The sequence below is a fragment of the Flexivirga aerilata genome, assembly GCF_013002715.1.
Classification (GTDB): domain Bacteria; phylum Actinomycetota; class Actinomycetes; order Actinomycetales; family Dermatophilaceae; genus Flexivirga; species Flexivirga aerilata.
The window spans coordinates 126,015-140,364 of sequence record NZ_JABENB010000003.1 but is presented as its reverse complement, the minus strand read 5'-3'; the positions used below and the strand labels follow the sequence as shown (position 1 = coordinate 140,364).

The window sequence follows — 14,350 nt, the reverse complement described above, 5'->3', positions numbered from 1 at the left end:
GGTCAGCGCCCCAGCTCGCGCAGCGCGGCCTTGAGCAGCGCGGACACCTCGGTGAGCTCCGGGTCGGCGGCGGCGACCTTGGCGACCGCGTCGTCGGCCTGTTTGGCCGACCAGCCGAGACCGACGAGCGCCTCGCTGACCTGTCCGTGCTGGGTCGAGGCCGGCGCGGCCGGTGCCTCGGGCGCGCTCGAGGCGACGACGGGCCCGACCTTGTCCTTGAGTTCGAGCACGATGCGCTCGGCGCCCTTCTTGCCGACGCCAGGCGTCTTGACCAGCCGCGGGATGTCGCCCTCGGCGATCGCCGACCTGATCTCGTCGGGGGCGGCAACAGCGAGCATTGCCAAGGCAATTCGCGGGCCGACGCCGCTGACGGTCTGCACCAGCTCGAAGAGGTCACGCTCGTCGGTGCCGCCGAAGCCGTAGAGCGTCAGCGCGTCCTCGCGCACCACCAGGCTGGTCGACAGGTCCGCCTCCTGGCCGGTGCGCAGGGCGGCCGCGGTGGCGGGCGTGGTGTGCACCAGGTAGCCCACTCCCCCGACGTCGACGACGACCTGGTCGAGGCCGACGTGCAGCACCGGGCCGCGCAGGTTGGCGATCATCGGCGGGCCGCCTGGAGTGCCGTCTGCTGCCGGGCCACGGCGGCGGCGATCCGGTCCTGCGCGCCGCCGCGCCATACCTGGCAGATGGCGATCGCGAGCGCGTCGGCCGCGTCGGCCGGTTTGGGCGCGGTCTGCAGTCGCAGGATGCGGGTGACCATCGCGGTGACCTGGGCCTTGTCGGCGCGACCGTTGCCGGTCACCGATGCCTTGACCTCACTCGGTGTGTGCAGCGCGAGCGGCAGCCCGCGCCGCGCAGCCGCGAGCATGGGTATGGCGGAGGCCTGCGCGGTGCCCATGATCCCCTTGATGTTGGCCTTGGCGAAGACCCGCTCGACCGCGACGGACTCGGGCTCGTGCCGCTCCATCCACTCGTCGATCTCGGTCTGCAGGCTGAGCAGCCGCTCGGCCGGGTCGTCGGTGACCGGCGTGCGCACGACACCGACCGCGATCATGCGCAGCGGCTTGCCGATCCCGCCTTCGACAACGCCCAACCCGCACCGGGTCAGGCCGGGGTCGACTCCGAGCACGCGCATGGGCGGGGCGATCTCCTTCGGGACGGCGGGGTCCGACATATGTTCGGCGCGTCCAGCTTAGGCGGAGCCTGCGTCATACCCACGAAGGCGGGGGCGGCGCGTCGCGCGCGGCCCCAGCTCCGGTCGCCCCGGCCCGCGGCCCCCGCAAAAGTCGACCCTCGGCATACCGACGCGCCGAATATCGCGGCTCGCACGGCGTGTTGGTACGCCGAGGGTCGAGAAATGCCGGCCGCGTGGGTCGGCACAGCTCGCGCAGGCGCGGCGAGGGCCGGACGCCGCCCGCCGATCAGTCCTCGTTGTCGAGCTCGGCGAGGACCGCGTCGGAGACGTCGCCGTTGGCGTAGACGTTCTGCACGTCGTCGCTGTCCTCGAGCGCCTCGATGATGCGGAACATCTTCTTGGCGCCGTCCTTGTCCAGCGGCACCTCGACGCTCGGCAGCCAGGAGGAGTCGGCGGAGTCGTAGTCGACGCCGGCCGCCTGCAGCGATTCACGCACCGCGACCAGGTCGGTCGCCTCCGAGACCACCTCGAAGGACTCGCCGAGGTCGTTGACCTCCTCGGCGCCGGAGTCGAGCACGATCTCGAGCAGGCCGTCCTCGGTCGCCTCGCCGCTCGGCTGCTTCTTGGGCACGATGACGACGCCCTTGCGGTTGAACATGAAGGCGACGGAGCCGGATTCGCCCATCGACCCGCCGTTCTTGGACAGCGCGGTGCGCACCTCGGCGACGGCGCGGTTCTTGTTGTCGGTGAGGCACTCGATGAGCAGCGCGACCCCGCCGGGCGCGTAGCCCTCGTAGGTCAGCGCCTGGTAGTCGGCGCCACCGGACTCCGCGCCGGAGCCACGCTTGACCGCGCGGTCGATGTTGTCGTTGGGGACACTCGACTTCTTGGCCTTCTGGATGGCGTCGAACAGCGTCGGGTTGCCCGCCGGGTCGCCGCCGCCGGAGCGGGCCGCGACCTCGATGTTCTTGATCAGCTTGGCGAAGAGCTTGCCACGCTTCGCGTCGATCGCTGCCTTCTTGTGCTTGGTTGTCGCCCACTTGGAGTGACCGCTCATACATCCCTCTTCTAGTGCCGTACTTGCTGCTTCAGCTCGGTCCGCAGGCCGCACGTCGGCTCGTCCGACCTGCGATCCTAGCTGCTGCTGGAACGCACCATCCGGGCGAAGTATTCGTGCACCCGCCCGTCGCCGGTGACTTCGGGATGGAACGACGTCGCGAGCAGACTTCCCTGCCGCACCGCGACGATGCGTCCGGCCGCCGGCCCGGTGGCAACCGTGCCGAGCACGTCGACGCCCTGCCCGACCGCCTCGACCCACGGGGCCCGGATGAAGACCGCGCGCACCGGGGCGCCGTCGCCGGTCACCGCGGGCATGTCGAGGTCCTCCTCGAACGAGTCGACCTGCCGGCCGAAGGCGTTGCGCCGCACCGTCACGTCGAGGCCGCCGAGCGTCTGCTGGCCGGACGTCGCGTCGAGCACCCGGTCGGCGAGCAGGATCATCCCCGCACAGGAGCCGTATGCCGGCAGCCCCGCCCCGATGGCGGCCCGCAGCGGGTCGCGCAGCTCGAACGCCCGCAGCAGCTTGTCCATCGTGGTCGACTCCCCGCCGGGCAGCACGATGCCGTCCAGCGCGTCGAGCTCGCCGGGGCGGCGCACGGTGCGGGTCCGCGCCCCGGCCGCCTCCAGCGCGCGCACGTGCTCGCGCACGTCGCCCTGGACAGCGAGCACTCCGATCAACGGTTCCACGCGGGCAAGGGTGGCACACCGCCGGCGGCCGGCCCGCTGCGAGTCCGCTGCGACGAATTCGCCGATTGGGGTAGCCGATTCGCAGCGCCGACCGGCAGGGTGTGGTCCCGTCATACCCGGAGCTCCCCGGAGCTCATGGCCCGTCCCCGAACCCCGAACGTCATTTCCCCGAAAATTTCCCCGGAACTTCCCCCGAAGAAGGAGCGCACGACATGCACCTGACCCGACGACTCACGATCGGCTGCGCGACCCTCGTCGCGGCGGCGACCGCGGCGACGCCGGCACTCGCTGCCGACACGCACGTCAACTCGGTGGGCATGAGCCCGAACGCGTCCGTGGCGGCGCTCGCGATCTCGACCGCCAACCAGGACATCGCCTTCAACTTCTTCGTCGCCAAGGGGCTGACCAAGCGGCAGGCGGCCGGCATCGTCGGCAACCTGACCCAGGAGTCGGGCGTCAACCCGACCGCCCAGCAGGCCGGTGGCGCGGGCCGCGGCATCGCCCAGTGGTCGGTCGGCGGCCGGTGGGACCGCTACTCGCGCGACAACATGGTCTGGTACGCCGCCAACAAGGCCGGCGGCGTCTCGCGCTGGAACCTCAACGCGCAGTTGAAGTTCACCTGGTACGAACTGACGACCTACAGCTACTACGGTCTCGCGCAGCTGAAGAACAGCACGACTCTGCGGGGCGCGGTCGTCGCCTTCCAGGACCGGTTCGAGGGCTGCGGCACCTGTATGACGGACAAGCGGGTCACCTACGCCCAGCAGGTCTACAACCGGCACGTCTGACCGGCTGGGGCCGGCGGCCGGGGTCCCGGCCGCCGGCGTCACGGCATCGGCGCCCCGGCCGTCGGCGTCATAGCTCCGCCGCGGCCCTGCTGCGGCGGGGCTGCCGGTCGGTCCGGCTCGCCGATCCGCCCAGCAGCTGGTCGACACTGAGCCGGCCGGCGCCACGCGCGGCGAAGGCGAGCGCGCCCGCCCCGAGCGCGGCGACGAACTCCCAGCCGGACGGCAGGAAGAGCCCGTTGTCGACGTGCGCGAACCACGCCGCGCCCGCCATGTTGACCGCGAGGAGCGTGCCGGCCACGGCGGTGAACGCGCCGAGGATCAGCAGCGCACCGCCGCCGAGTTCGACGAGCGCGGCAAACCAGGCGGAGGCGGTGGGCGCCGGAATCCCCATGTCCGCAAAGCCTTTCGCGGTTGCGTCCATGCCGTTGGTGTTGAGCTTCTGCCACCCGTGGGCGACGAAGATGACGCCGAGCAGCACGCGCCCCACGAGGAGGGCGACGTCGCGGACGGGTCGGGGATATGAACTCAGCAAGCGCATCGGAGGCGTCCTTCGGTGTGTTGTTGACGGTTCAGTCCACGCAACGGCCGACGCCGCGGGAGTCGTTCCGATCTCGCGTGTGTTCTGCATCGCAGAAAATGGCACTGCGTGCCAGCTACTGCTCGGCGCGTGCCTTGAGGTCGCGCAACCGGCGGTTCCAGGCTGCGCGGTGCGCGGCCAGCCAGTCCTGCGGTTGCTGCAGGCCGGCGGCGTCCACGTCATACACGACGTCGCGGCCGTGCCTGCTCGAGCGCACCAGGCCCGCGTCCTGCAGGACCTGCAGGTGTTTGACCACCGCCTGGCGCGAGATCGCGAGCGGTGCGGCGAGCAGGGTCGCGGTGGCCGGCTCCTCGGTCAGCCGCTCGAGCAGCTCCAGCCGCCGCTGGTCGCCCAGCGCGGCGAACACCGGCGCGGCGCTCACGCGTTCGCCTCGACGTGACGGCGTGCGACGTCGAGCTCCTGCCGCCAGCCGGAGGTGTTGTCGGCGAGGTGGGCCAGCAGGTCCGCCTCCGGCTTGTCCAGCGAGGCGAAGCCGCTCTCGCGCACCCGCAGCGTGACCCCGCCGGGGCGCTCGTCGAGCCAGAACTCGGTGAGCGTGCCGGGACCGTCCGCCCTCACCGCACCGTCGCGCTCCAGCCAGCGGAAGGCGATGTAGCGCGGCTCGTCGGAGTCGGCGATCACCAGCGGGAAGACGCCGTGCCCCGGGTCGGTGACGATCACCATGCCGTCCCGCTCCTCGATGAGGTGCTCGCGATAGGTGCCGTCGTTGATCCACCACCCCGGCTCACTCACCAGCTTCCACACCGCCGCGGGCGTCGCGTCGATGTCGATCCGGTCCTCGATCGCGTCCTGCATGACTGCTCCCAGAGGTTGCGTATGGCGATTGATGCAACTCCACGGTTGCACATGTCCGCCCAAATACGCAACCGCCTAGTTGCGCGTTCGGCAGGACACAACGTGCGGCATAGCGCACGAAGTGTCTAGCGGTCGGCGCCCTCGCGAGCTGCCGCCAGCACGACCGGGTCCGCACACGCGCGCGCAAAGGCAGCGATGCGGCGCCGGATCTCCCGGCCGAGCAGCCACTGCCCGATCGGCTCCGCAAGCGGGCGCAACCAGGCCGGGCGGACCGCGTAGGTGTACTTCCACCGGGCGAGCGTGCCCTGCTGACCGTCACGCTCCTGCGGCGTGAATCGCCAACCGCCACCGAAGGATTCGAAGAACCACGGTCCCTTCTCCATGGCCATGCCGACGCTGGTCGGCGGGCGGAAGGAGACATAACGGCTGATCATCGACGGCCCGACACGGGCTTGGTCAGCGTGTGCACGCCGACGCCGGGACGCCCCGCGTCGAAGAGCCGCTGGCTGCGGATGAACGGGTCCCAGCGCAGCCGCACCTCGCCGGTGGTCTGACTCACCGCGAAGGCGACGTCCGGGGTCACCGGCACCCACGCGTCGGCGGTCACCTGCGGCATACGTCAGCCGACCCAGCCGCCGCGCCAGCCCCACTCGAGACCGCCGTATGACGAGCCGCCCCGGCTACCGAGGTAGCCGTCGACGACCGCGGCTCCGAGCCCGTCCAGCTCGGGCGCGATCACCCGGCCGCCGGCGCGGTGCGCGAGCTGATCGACGAACCGCGCGAGGCCGGGGTCCTCGCCGAGCCGGAAGATCGTCGTCTGCGCGCCGAGGCGGGTCGACTTGTCGAGCTCCTTGACGCTGTAGGCGATCGTCAGCGGATGCGGCGGGTAGGAGAACCACACCTCGCCGTCCGGCTCCAGGTGCGAGGTGGGCTCACCGTCGGTGACGATCAGCAGCACCGGCTGCGCGTTGGGGTGCCGCCGGAAATGCCGGTTGGCCAGCTGCAGCGCGTGGTGCAGGTTGGTGCCCTTGTCCCACTCGGCCGAGAGCGCCGTGAGGGTGTCGATGTCCATCGTCTGCGCGTGCCGCCCGAAGGCGATGAGTTCGAGGCTGTCCCCGCGAAAACGCGTCTGTATCAAGTGATGCAGCGCCAGCACGGTGCGCTTCATCGGCACCCAGCGACCGTCCATCGCCATCGAGAACGACGTGTCGACCAGCAGCGCGACCGCGGCCTGCGTGCGCGCCTCGGTCTCCTGCACTTCGACGTCCTCGATCGCGATGAGCCGGTCGTCCCCGCCGGCCCGACGGATCGCGGCATTGGTCAGCGTGCGGGTCACGTCCCACGGCTCGGTGTCACCGAACTGCCACTCCCGGCTCGACCCGGTCGGCTCCCCCGCCGCACCGGCCTTCCGGGCGTCGCGCGCACCGGCCCGGCCGCTCAATCGCGTTGCCACGTCACGCAATAGCGTCTTGCCGAGCTCGCGCATCGCCCGCGGCGAGAGCTTCAGCTCGCCCTCGGCGTCCTTGGTCAGGTAACCGCGATCGCGCAGTGCCCGCTCCAGATCGGCGAGCGTGCGCGCCGACGCCGCGGCGTCGTCGCCGAGCTGCCGGGCCAGCGCGTCGAGGTCGAGGTCGTCCATCCGGGCACCGGTGTACTGCTGCGAGAGTTGCTCGGAGAGCTGGTCCAGCTGCGCGAGGTCCTGTATGACGCCGGTCCCGTCGCCGAGGCCCATCCCCTGCTCGCCGCCGAACTCCTCGGAGCCCGACCAGTCCTCACCCGGACGCAAGCCCTGCAGGTTGGCGTCGAGCTGAGCCAGCTGCTGCATCAACTCGGGTGAGCCGAACGCCTGCTGCGACAGCTCCATCAGCTCCTGCCGCTGCTCGGGCGTCATCGAGTTGAGCATCCGCTGCGCGGCCGCCGCCCGCTCGGCGAGGGAGTCGAGCAATTCGTCGATGTTGGAAGGGTTTTCGGGGAAGAAGTCCCCGTGCTTGTCCATGAAGTCGGCGAACTGCTCGTCGGTGTCCTCGCCCCGCGCGTGCGACTCCAGCAGCTCGTTGAGGTCGCTCAGCATCTCGCCGATGCGCGCCCGGTCCTCGTCGGTCGCGCCCTCCAGCGCCTGCTTCATCCCGGCAAACCGCTGGTCGAGCATCTCCCGACCGAGCAGGTCCTTGATCTGCTCGTACTTCTCCCGGGCCTCACTGCTGCGGAACGGGTAGTCGGACAGTTCGTTCACCGCGGCCGCGGTCGAGGGCGGGAGGTTCTCGATCCGCATCTCCGCAAACCGGGCGTCGTCGTCGAGATCCCTTGCCAGCTGCTTGCGTTCGGCGAGCACGGCTTCGTCCAGCAGCTTGCGGATGTCGGCGAAGGTGCCGTCCAGGTTGTGCGTGGCGAGCAGCTCACGCCGCTTATCGGCAACCTGCCGGGCCAGGTCGTCCAGCCCCTGCTGCTGCCGGCCACCGCGTCGCAGGAACTCCTGCATCGCGTGCTCCGGGCTGTAGCCGGCCATCACGTCCTCGCCGATGGCGTCGAGTGCCTCGGCGAGGTCGACCGGAGGCGCCAGCGGGTCGGGGCCCCCGGCATACCGCCCATAACGGGAACGGTGGGTTTGCTTACGTGCCACGGCTTTTCGCCTCAGCTCTCTCCGTACGTCGCGTTGCCCTCGTCGTCGGTTTCCTTGCTGACCTTGCGCGCTAGATAGAGACCTTCGAGGGCGAGTTCGACCGCCGCCGCGCGCTCCCCCGGCGTTGACGCCTCCAGCCGGTCGGCGATGTCGTCATACAGCTCGGACTCGCCGAGCACCGGGAGCTCGTGCAGCAGTTCGCCCGCGGTGACCTGCTCACCGGTGGTCACCTGGGCACCGCTCTCGAGGGCCTGCACGAGCAGGCCCAGGTCGATGCCCTGCAGACGGTGGCGCGCGGTCTCCGCGGTGGCGGTGCGCAGCAGGTGCTCCAGGATCGGCTGCTCGCGTCCCTCGTGACCGGACTCGAACTCCACCTTGCCGGCGAGCACATCGACGGCCGTCTCGAGGTCGATGATGCGCGCGACCGCCTCGTCCTCGCCCTGCACGGTCGCCCGGTGCAGCGCCGCGGCGGCGACCGTCTCAGCGGCCGCGATCGCGAATCGCGCTGACACACCTGAACGTTGGTCGACCGCGTTGGACTCGCGCAGCCCGCGGGTGAAGCGCGCCAGGATCTCCAGCAGGTATGACGGCACCTTCGCCTCCAGCGATGCCTCCTGCTCGACGACGGCGACCTCGCCCTCCACCTCCAGCGGGTAGTGGGTGCGCACCTGCGCCCCGAAGCGGTCCTTCAGCGGGGTGATGATCCGCCCGCGGTTGGTGTAGTCCTCCGGGTTGGCGCTGGCCAGCACGAGCACGTCCAGCGGCAGCCGCAGCGTGTAGCCGCGCACCTGGATGTCGCGCTCCTCCATCACGTTGAGCATCGCGACCTGGATGCGCTCGGCGAGGTCGGGCAGCTCGTTGATGGCCACGATGCCGCGGTGGGCCCGCGGGATCAGCCCGAAGTGGATCGTCTCGGGGTCGCCGAGGCTGCGGCCCTCTGCGACCTTCATCGGGTCGACGTCGCCGACCAGGTCGCCGACCGAGGTGTCGGGGGTGGCGAGCTTCTCGGCATACCGCTCGTCGCGGTGCCGCCACGCGATCGGCAGGTCGTCGCCGAGTGCGGCCGCCCGTCGCTGCGACGCGGGAGTGATGGGTTCGTAGGGGTGTTCGCCGAGTTCGGACCCGGCGATGACCGGGGTCCACTCGTCGAGCAGGCCGACGATGGTGCGCAGCAGGCGGGTCTTGCCCTGGCCGCGTTCGCCGAGCAGCACGACGTCGTGGCCGGCCAGCAGGGCGCGTTCGAGTTGCGGCAGCACCGTGCTCTCGAAGCCCTGGATGCCGGGCCAGGGGTCCCGCCCGGCGGCGAGTGCGGAGAGCAGGTTCTCCCGGATCTCGGCGCGGACGCCGCGCTGGCGATGGCCGGAGGCGCGCAATTCGCCGAGGGTGGTGATCGTGGGTGCAGGTGTCGAAGGGTTCGAAACGCTCACGTCTACAACGCTACGCCTGCGATGCAAGAACCGGAGGGCAAGTCCGGATCGGGGCGGTCACGTCAGGGCGCGCAGACATCCGAACGGGTGAGGAACCGGTAGCCGGTCGGCGCCTCCACCGAGAAGCCGGAGCCGCGGCCCGGCACCAGGTCGATCGTGAGGCGGGTGTGGCGCCATACCTCGTATTGCTCTCCGGAGATGTAGACCGGCACGACCGCGGCACCGTCACCGGGGTCGAGGTCGCCCAGGTGCACGTCGCGGCTGCCGACCTTGAAGTCGCCCTGCGGGTAACACATCGGCGCGGAGCCGTCGCAGCACCCACCGGACTGGTGGAACATCAGCGGCCCGTGCTCCCCGATCAGCCGGCGCAGCATCGCCGCGGCGTCGTCGGTCATGGCGACGCCGCCGGCGACATCGCTGTCGCCGGCGGCCGTCGTGGGGGCGTCATCCATCAGAAGAAGCCGAGCTTGTTCTGCGAGTAGGACACCAGCAGGTTCTTGGTCTGCTGGTAGTGGTCGAGCATCATCGCGTGGTTCTCGCGGCCGATGCCCGACGACTTGTAGCCGCCGAACGCGGCGTGCGCCGGGTACTGGTGGTAGCAGTTGGTCCACACCCGGCCGGCCTGTATGCCGCGGCCGGCCCGGTAGGCGGTGTTGATGTCCCGGGACCAAACTCCCGCACCGAGCCCGTAGAGCGTGTCGTTGGCGATCGACAGCGCGTCGTCGAAGTCGTCGAACTCGGTCACCGACACGACCGGGCCGAAGATCTCCTCCTGGAAGATGCGCATCTTGTTGTTGCCCTGGAAGATCGTCGGCGCGACGTAGTAACCACCCGACAGGTCGCCGCCGAGGTCGACCCGCTCACCGCCGGTGATGATGCGTGCGCCCTCCTTGGTGCCGATGTCGATGTAGGACAGGATCTTCTCCAGCTGGTCGTTGCTGGCCTGCGCGCCGACCATGGTCTCGGTGTCGAGCGGGTTGCCCTGCACGATCGCCTTCACCCGGTCGGTGCCGGCGGCGAGGAACGGCTCGAAGATGTCCTTCTGGATCAGCGCCCGGCTCGGGCAGGTGCAGACCTCGCCCTGATTGAGAGCGAACATCGCGAAGCCTTCGAGCGCCTTGTCGTAGAACGAATCCTGTTCCAGCGCAACGTCGTCGAAGAAGATGTTGGGGCTCTTGCCGCCGAGTTCGAGCGTGACCGGGATGAGGTTCTCGCTGGCGTACTGCATGATCAGCCGGCCGGTCGTGGTCTCTCCGGTGAAGGCGATCTTGCGGATGCGCGGGGACGAGGCGAGCGGCTTGCCGGCCTCGGCACCGAAGCCGTTGACGACGTTGAGCACGCCGGGCGGCAGCAGGTCGGCGATGAGCTCGACCAGCAGCATGATCGAGGCCGGCGTCTGCTCGGCCGGCTTGAGCACGACCGCGTTGCCGGCGGCCAGCGCCGGGGCGAGCTTCCAGGTGGCCATCAGCAGCGGGAAGTTCCACGGGATGATCTGCCCGACGACGCCGAGCGGCTCGTGGAAGTGATAGGCGACGGTGTCCTCGTCGATCTGGCTGATGTGCCCTTCCTGGGCGCGGATCGCGCCGGCGAAGTAGCGGAAGTGGTCGACCGCGAGCGGCAGGTCCGCGGCGAGCGTCTCGCGCACCGGCTTGCCGTTGTCCCATGTCTCGCCGACGGCCAGCATCTCGAGGTTCTGCTCGATGCGGTCGGCGATCTGCAGCAGGATGTTGGAGCGCTCGGTGACCGACGTCTTGCCCCACGCGGGTGCGGCGGCTTCGGCGGCGTCGAGGGCCCTCTCGACGTCCTCGGCGGTGGACTGCGCGATCTCGGTGAAGACCTGACCGGTCACCGGCGACGGGTTCTCGAAGTATTTGCCGGACACCGGCGGCACCCACTCGCCGCCGATCCAGTTGTCATATCGCGGCTTGTAGACGGTCGGGCTGCCCTGCTCGCCCGGGCGTGCGTAAACGGCCATGTCGAAGTCCTCCATGAAGGTCGTCTCCGCCGGCATCGCCAGCCGGCATCCTTCGACGCTAGGTCCAGGCACGTTGCACGAACGTTGCGTGGATCACACTCCGCGCAGCCCGCGCACCCGCTCGCTCACCGACTCCTGGCGGGGTGATCCGGGAGCCATCAGCAGCTCTGCCGCCTCCCACAACTGCAGGTCGTCACGCCCGAACGCGGTGTCGGCGAAGCGCAGCAGGAGGTCCGAATCCCCGTGTGCCAGCACCGAATTGCGCATCCTGGCGTGCAGCTGGTCTCGCAGTTGTATGACGCCGGGCGCCTCCGAGTCGGGCAGCACCGCACCGCGATATCGGCTCACCGCGGCGGCCACGTCACCCCGATCGAGACAGTCGCGCACCTCCTGCACGTCGGTGCGCAGCTGACCGGCGAAGCGGTAGGGCCGCGACGCGAGCAGACCGGGCGGCAGCAGCCCGCGCAACCGGGAGATCTCGGCACGAAGGGTCACCGAGGGCCGGTCGTCGTCGCTCAGCCCGATCGCCAGCTGATCGGCGGTCAGGCCGCCGGGCGTCTCGGCGAGCAGGAGCAGCAGCTCACTGTGCCGCAGCCCGAAGCGCCGGACGCTGTCGCCGCTGGCCAGCGTGGCGTGGCCGGCGCCGAGCACGTCGAGCCGGTGCGGCGCCGGTCGCTGTAGGTCCTGCGGGACGGCGAGTCCACTGCTCAGTCGTTGCAGCCGCAGCTGCGCCTCCACCGCCGCGACGGTCGCGCTGACCAGCGCGAGGCTTTGCGGGCCGGCCGCGACGTCGCCGCCGGTCAGGTCCAGCGCGCCCAGCATCGCGCCGGTGTCGGGATCGTGGATCGGCGCCGCCGAGCAACTCCACGGAGTGACCTGCCGGGCCAGGTGCTCGGCACCCCGGATGCGCACGGGGCGGCCGGTGGCCAGTGCGGTGCCGGGCGCGTTGGTGCCGACGACGCGTTCGGCCCAGTCGGCGCCCGGCAGGAAGAGCATGCCCTCGGCCCGCGCGCGCAACGCCTCGTCGCCCTCGACCCAGAGCAGGCGCCCCGCGGCGTCGCTCACCGCCACCAGCAGCCCGGCCTCGGCGGCGCTCTCGGTGAGGAGGGAGCGGATCAGCGGCATCAACTCCGCCAGCGGGTGGCGCTCGCGCAGCGCGCTCAGGTCGTCGCCGGCCAACGGCACCTGCTCGAGCTCGGCCTCCGGGTCGAGGCCGTCGGTCATCGACCGCACCCACGACTCGAAGACCACCGGCCGCACCGCGGCGGGGTCGCCGTGTTCGAGGAAGGCGGCGCGGGCCTCCTCCGCGACATCGCGCGGGGCGAAACCGTGGGTCGGCCGGTCGGTCGGCATGTGCTCACGGTAACGCTGTCCGACCGGCTGCCTACCCTGGTTCGCATGACGATCTCCATCGGTGCGCACGTCGACCAGACCGATCCGCTGGCGGAGGCGGCGGCCCGCCATACGACGGTCGTGCAGTTCTTCCTCGGCGACCCGCAGGGCTACAAGGGCCCGGAAATCGCCTATGCCCGGGGCGCCGACGGGTTGCGCGCCGACGCCGAGGCCGCGGGCGTCGACCTCTACGTGCACGCGCCCTACATCATCAACGTCGCGACGCTGAACAACCGGATCCGCATCCCGAGCCGCAAGCTGCTACAGCAGCACATGGACGCCGCGGCACAGATCGGCGCGAAGGGGCTGATCGTGCACGGCGGGCATGTGAACAAGTCGGACGACCCGGAGAAGGGCTTCGACAACTGGCGCAAGGCGATCGAGGCCACCGACCTCAAGATCCCGCTGCTCATCGAGAACACCGCCGGCGGCGACAACGCGATGGCCCGCCATCTGGATCGCATCGAGGGCGTATGGCGAGCGATCCGCGAGGCCGACGGCTTCGAGCAGGTCGGTTTCTGCCTCGACACCTGCCACGCCTGGGCCGGCGGGATCCCGCTCAAGGAGGCGGTCGAGCGGGTGCACGAGATCACCGGCCGCATCGACCTGGTGCACGCCAACGACAGCCGCGATGCGTTCGACTCCGGCGCCGACCGGCACGCGAATTTCGGTGCGGGTCAAGTCGATCCGGACGAACTGGTCGCCGTGGTGCGCGACGCCGGCGCGCCGGTGGTGTGCGAGACCCCCGGCGGCGCCGCGGAGCACGAGGCCGACTTCACCTGGTTGCGCGAGCGGCTGTAGGAGCCGTCCTCAGTCTGCGTGGGCGACCACGTTGACGATGGTGCCGTCGGGCGCCTGCACGAAGAAGCGGCGCACGCCCCACTCCTCGTGGGTGAGCGGATGCACGATGCGATAGCCGCGGCGCTGCGCGTCGGCATACGCGGCCTCGACGTCGCTCACGTGCACCGAGATCGCGGAGTCCACCGGGGCCGTCGCGTCCTTGGTGACCAGCTGCACGTGCGCACCCGACTGCGGAGCACTGCGATGCACCACCCAGCCGAGATTGAAGCCCTCGTCGGTCAGGCCGAGGAAGTCGCCGTAGAACTCGTCGACGCCGTCGAGTGAGCTCACCGGCAGGTTCACGGTGATGTCGCGCGCCAGAGCGGGCGCCGCCGGCCGGTCGGCGTCCGCCGGCGCCTGGTTGAACAGCCAGCGATGACCGAACGGGTCGTGCAGCACCGCGATCCGCCCGTTCGGAGTGTCCTCCGGACGCCGATCGATCTGTGCCCCAACGGATTCCGCCTGCCGCACCACCACGTCGACGGCAGTCGTGTCGACGTGCATCGACACAGCGTTGTCGCGCCCCGGGTCCGGCGCAGCCACGCCGGCCGAGGCGAACTCCTCCGACATCATGAAGCGACCGTCCTGACCGATCGTGAGTTCCACGTGCCCGATGCGCCCGTCATCCATGACGATCGGCGCGAACGACACTCGCGCCCCGAAGGCCTGCCGATACCAGTCGATCGCCGCGCGGGCGTCCTTGACGGTGAGATAGGGCGTGATCATTGCGACTCCCGGAAGGTGACGGTCTGAGCCCAATCCCATTGCGGCATGGGCAACTTCGCCGGCACTTCGGCCGGCGACTCGTGATAGGCATACATCGGATACCAGGTCGCCCAGCCCCAGTAGGACAGCATCGCGTCGTAGATCTCGAGGTTGGCGGCGACGCCGGCGTCGTGCAACGCGCCCGCGAAACACTCGATCGCGCGGTCGTGCCACGCTGCGGCGATCCGGAGCATCACGTCCCGGCCACCGGCTGCCTCGTAGATCGACGGATCGCCCATCTCCGCCCCTCCGCCCACGTTGTGTACGCGTAA

18 protein-coding genes are annotated in these 14,350 nt (G+C 70.4%); 2 read left to right on the top strand and 16 right to left on the bottom strand.

Features of this window, described 5'->3' with window-relative positions:
* Positions 1-2 precede the first annotated feature (2 nt).
* The 4 genes from ruvA to pdxT all read right to left on the bottom strand — a co-directional run bounded on the left by ruvA (position 3) and on the right by pdxT (position 2,878).
* A complete protein-coding gene (gene ruvA / locus HJ588_RS16235; RefSeq protein ID WP_171157602.1) occupies positions 3-599 on the bottom strand; it encodes a Holliday junction branch migration protein RuvA in 597 nt (198 codons plus the stop codon).
* Positions 596-1,132 carry a crossover junction endodeoxyribonuclease RuvC gene (gene ruvC, locus HJ588_RS16230; protein WP_171157600.1) on the bottom strand — a complete coding sequence of 179 codons (537 nt, stop codon included), beginning with the start codon at positions 1,130-1,132 and terminating at the stop codon, positions 596-598. The genes ruvA and ruvC overlap by 4 nt, the downstream gene beginning before the upstream one ends.
* Positions 1,133-1,418: 286 nt before the next feature.
* On the bottom strand, positions 1,419-2,189 hold the full coding sequence (locus HJ588_RS16225) for a YebC/PmpR family DNA-binding transcriptional regulator (protein WP_171157598.1): 771 nt from the start codon (positions 2,187-2,189) through the stop codon (positions 1,419-1,421).
* 77 nt (positions 2,190-2,266) lie between these two features.
* On the bottom strand, positions 2,267-2,878 hold the full coding sequence (gene pdxT, locus HJ588_RS16220; protein ID WP_343036763.1) for a pyridoxal 5'-phosphate synthase glutaminase subunit PdxT: 612 nt from the start codon (positions 2,876-2,878) through the stop codon (positions 2,267-2,269).
* Positions 2,879-3,090: 212 nt separating this feature from the next.
* On the opposite strand from pdxT, the gene HJ588_RS16215 reads away from it, so the two are divergent.
* A complete protein-coding gene (locus HJ588_RS16215; protein WP_171157593.1) occupies positions 3,091-3,666 on the top strand; it encodes a phage tail tip lysozyme in 576 nt (191 codons plus the stop codon).
* Between the two features lie 67 nt (positions 3,667-3,733).
* Here the strand turns inward: HJ588_RS16215 and HJ588_RS16210 are convergent, their stop codons facing one another.
* From HJ588_RS16210 to HJ588_RS16170, 10 genes are all read right to left on the bottom strand, one after another.
* The gene (locus HJ588_RS16210) at positions 3,734-4,204 is read right to left on the bottom strand and encodes a DoxX family protein (protein WP_171157591.1); all 471 of its coding nucleotides are present in this window, start codon (positions 4,202-4,204) and stop codon (positions 3,734-3,736) included.
* 115 nt (positions 4,205-4,319) lie between these two features.
* The gene (locus tag HJ588_RS16205) at positions 4,320-4,625 is read right to left on the bottom strand and encodes a metalloregulator ArsR/SmtB family transcription factor (RefSeq protein WP_171157588.1); all 306 of its coding nucleotides are present in this window, start codon (positions 4,623-4,625) and stop codon (positions 4,320-4,322) included.
* Positions 4,622-5,059: an SRPBCC family protein gene (locus tag HJ588_RS16200; RefSeq protein ID WP_171157586.1), complete on the bottom strand. Its 438-nt coding sequence runs from the start codon at positions 5,057-5,059 to the stop codon at positions 4,622-4,624. Before HJ588_RS16200 ends, HJ588_RS16205 begins: the two co-directional genes overlap by 4 nt.
* A 125-nt stretch (positions 5,060-5,184) precedes the next feature.
* Positions 5,185-5,493 carry an SRPBCC family protein gene (locus HJ588_RS20075; RefSeq protein WP_343036762.1) on the bottom strand — a complete coding sequence of 103 codons (309 nt, stop codon included), beginning with the start codon at positions 5,491-5,493 and terminating at the stop codon, positions 5,185-5,187.
* Positions 5,490-5,675, bottom strand: a complete 186-nt coding sequence (locus HJ588_RS20070) for a hypothetical protein (protein WP_343036761.1) — start codon at positions 5,673-5,675, stop codon at positions 5,490-5,492. Before HJ588_RS20070 ends, HJ588_RS20075 begins: the two co-directional genes overlap by 4 nt.
* A gap of 3 nt (positions 5,676-5,678) precedes the next feature.
* Positions 5,679-7,679 carry a VWA domain-containing protein gene (locus HJ588_RS16190; protein WP_171157584.1) on the bottom strand — a complete coding sequence of 667 codons (2,001 nt, stop codon included), beginning with the start codon at positions 7,677-7,679 and terminating at the stop codon, positions 5,679-5,681.
* Between the two features lie 11 nt (positions 7,680-7,690).
* Positions 7,691-9,106: a sigma 54-interacting transcriptional regulator gene (locus tag HJ588_RS16185; RefSeq protein WP_171157582.1), complete on the bottom strand. Its 1,416-nt coding sequence runs from the start codon at positions 9,104-9,106 to the stop codon at positions 7,691-7,693.
* A 62-nt stretch (positions 9,107-9,168) separates the two neighbouring features.
* Positions 9,169-9,558, bottom strand: coding sequence for a DUF779 domain-containing protein (locus HJ588_RS16180; RefSeq protein WP_171157579.1), 390 nt, complete (start codon positions 9,556-9,558; stop codon positions 9,169-9,171).
* A complete protein-coding gene (gene adh, locus HJ588_RS16175; protein ID WP_171158519.1) occupies positions 9,558-11,081 on the bottom strand; it encodes an aldehyde dehydrogenase in 1,524 nt (507 codons plus the stop codon). Before adh ends, HJ588_RS16180 begins: the two co-directional genes overlap by 1 nt.
* A gap of 93 nt (positions 11,082-11,174) precedes the next feature.
* On the bottom strand, positions 11,175-12,434 hold the full coding sequence (locus HJ588_RS16170; protein WP_171157577.1) for a sigma-54-dependent transcriptional regulator family protein: 1,260 nt from the start codon (positions 12,432-12,434) through the stop codon (positions 11,175-11,177).
* A 45-nt stretch (positions 12,435-12,479) separates the two neighbouring features.
* Between HJ588_RS16170 and HJ588_RS16165 the strand changes: the two genes are divergently transcribed.
* Positions 12,480-13,274: a deoxyribonuclease IV gene (locus HJ588_RS16165; RefSeq protein ID WP_171157575.1), complete on the top strand. Its 795-nt coding sequence runs from the start codon at positions 12,480-12,482 to the stop codon at positions 13,272-13,274.
* A gap of 9 nt (positions 13,275-13,283) precedes the next feature.
* On the opposite strand, the gene HJ588_RS19595 is transcribed toward HJ588_RS16165, so the two are convergent.
* Together HJ588_RS19595 and HJ588_RS16150 are read right to left on the bottom strand one after the other, a co-directional pair.
* Complete coding sequence (locus tag HJ588_RS19595) at positions 13,284-14,039, bottom strand: VOC family protein (RefSeq protein ID WP_246242733.1); 756 nt, start codon at positions 14,037-14,039, stop codon at positions 13,284-13,286.
* Entirely contained in the window at positions 14,036-14,317 is a 282-nt protein-coding gene (locus tag HJ588_RS16150) for a hypothetical protein (protein ID WP_171157573.1), read from the bottom strand. Before HJ588_RS16150 ends, HJ588_RS19595 begins: the two co-directional genes overlap by 4 nt.
* Positions 14,318-14,350: the final 33 nt, after the last annotated feature.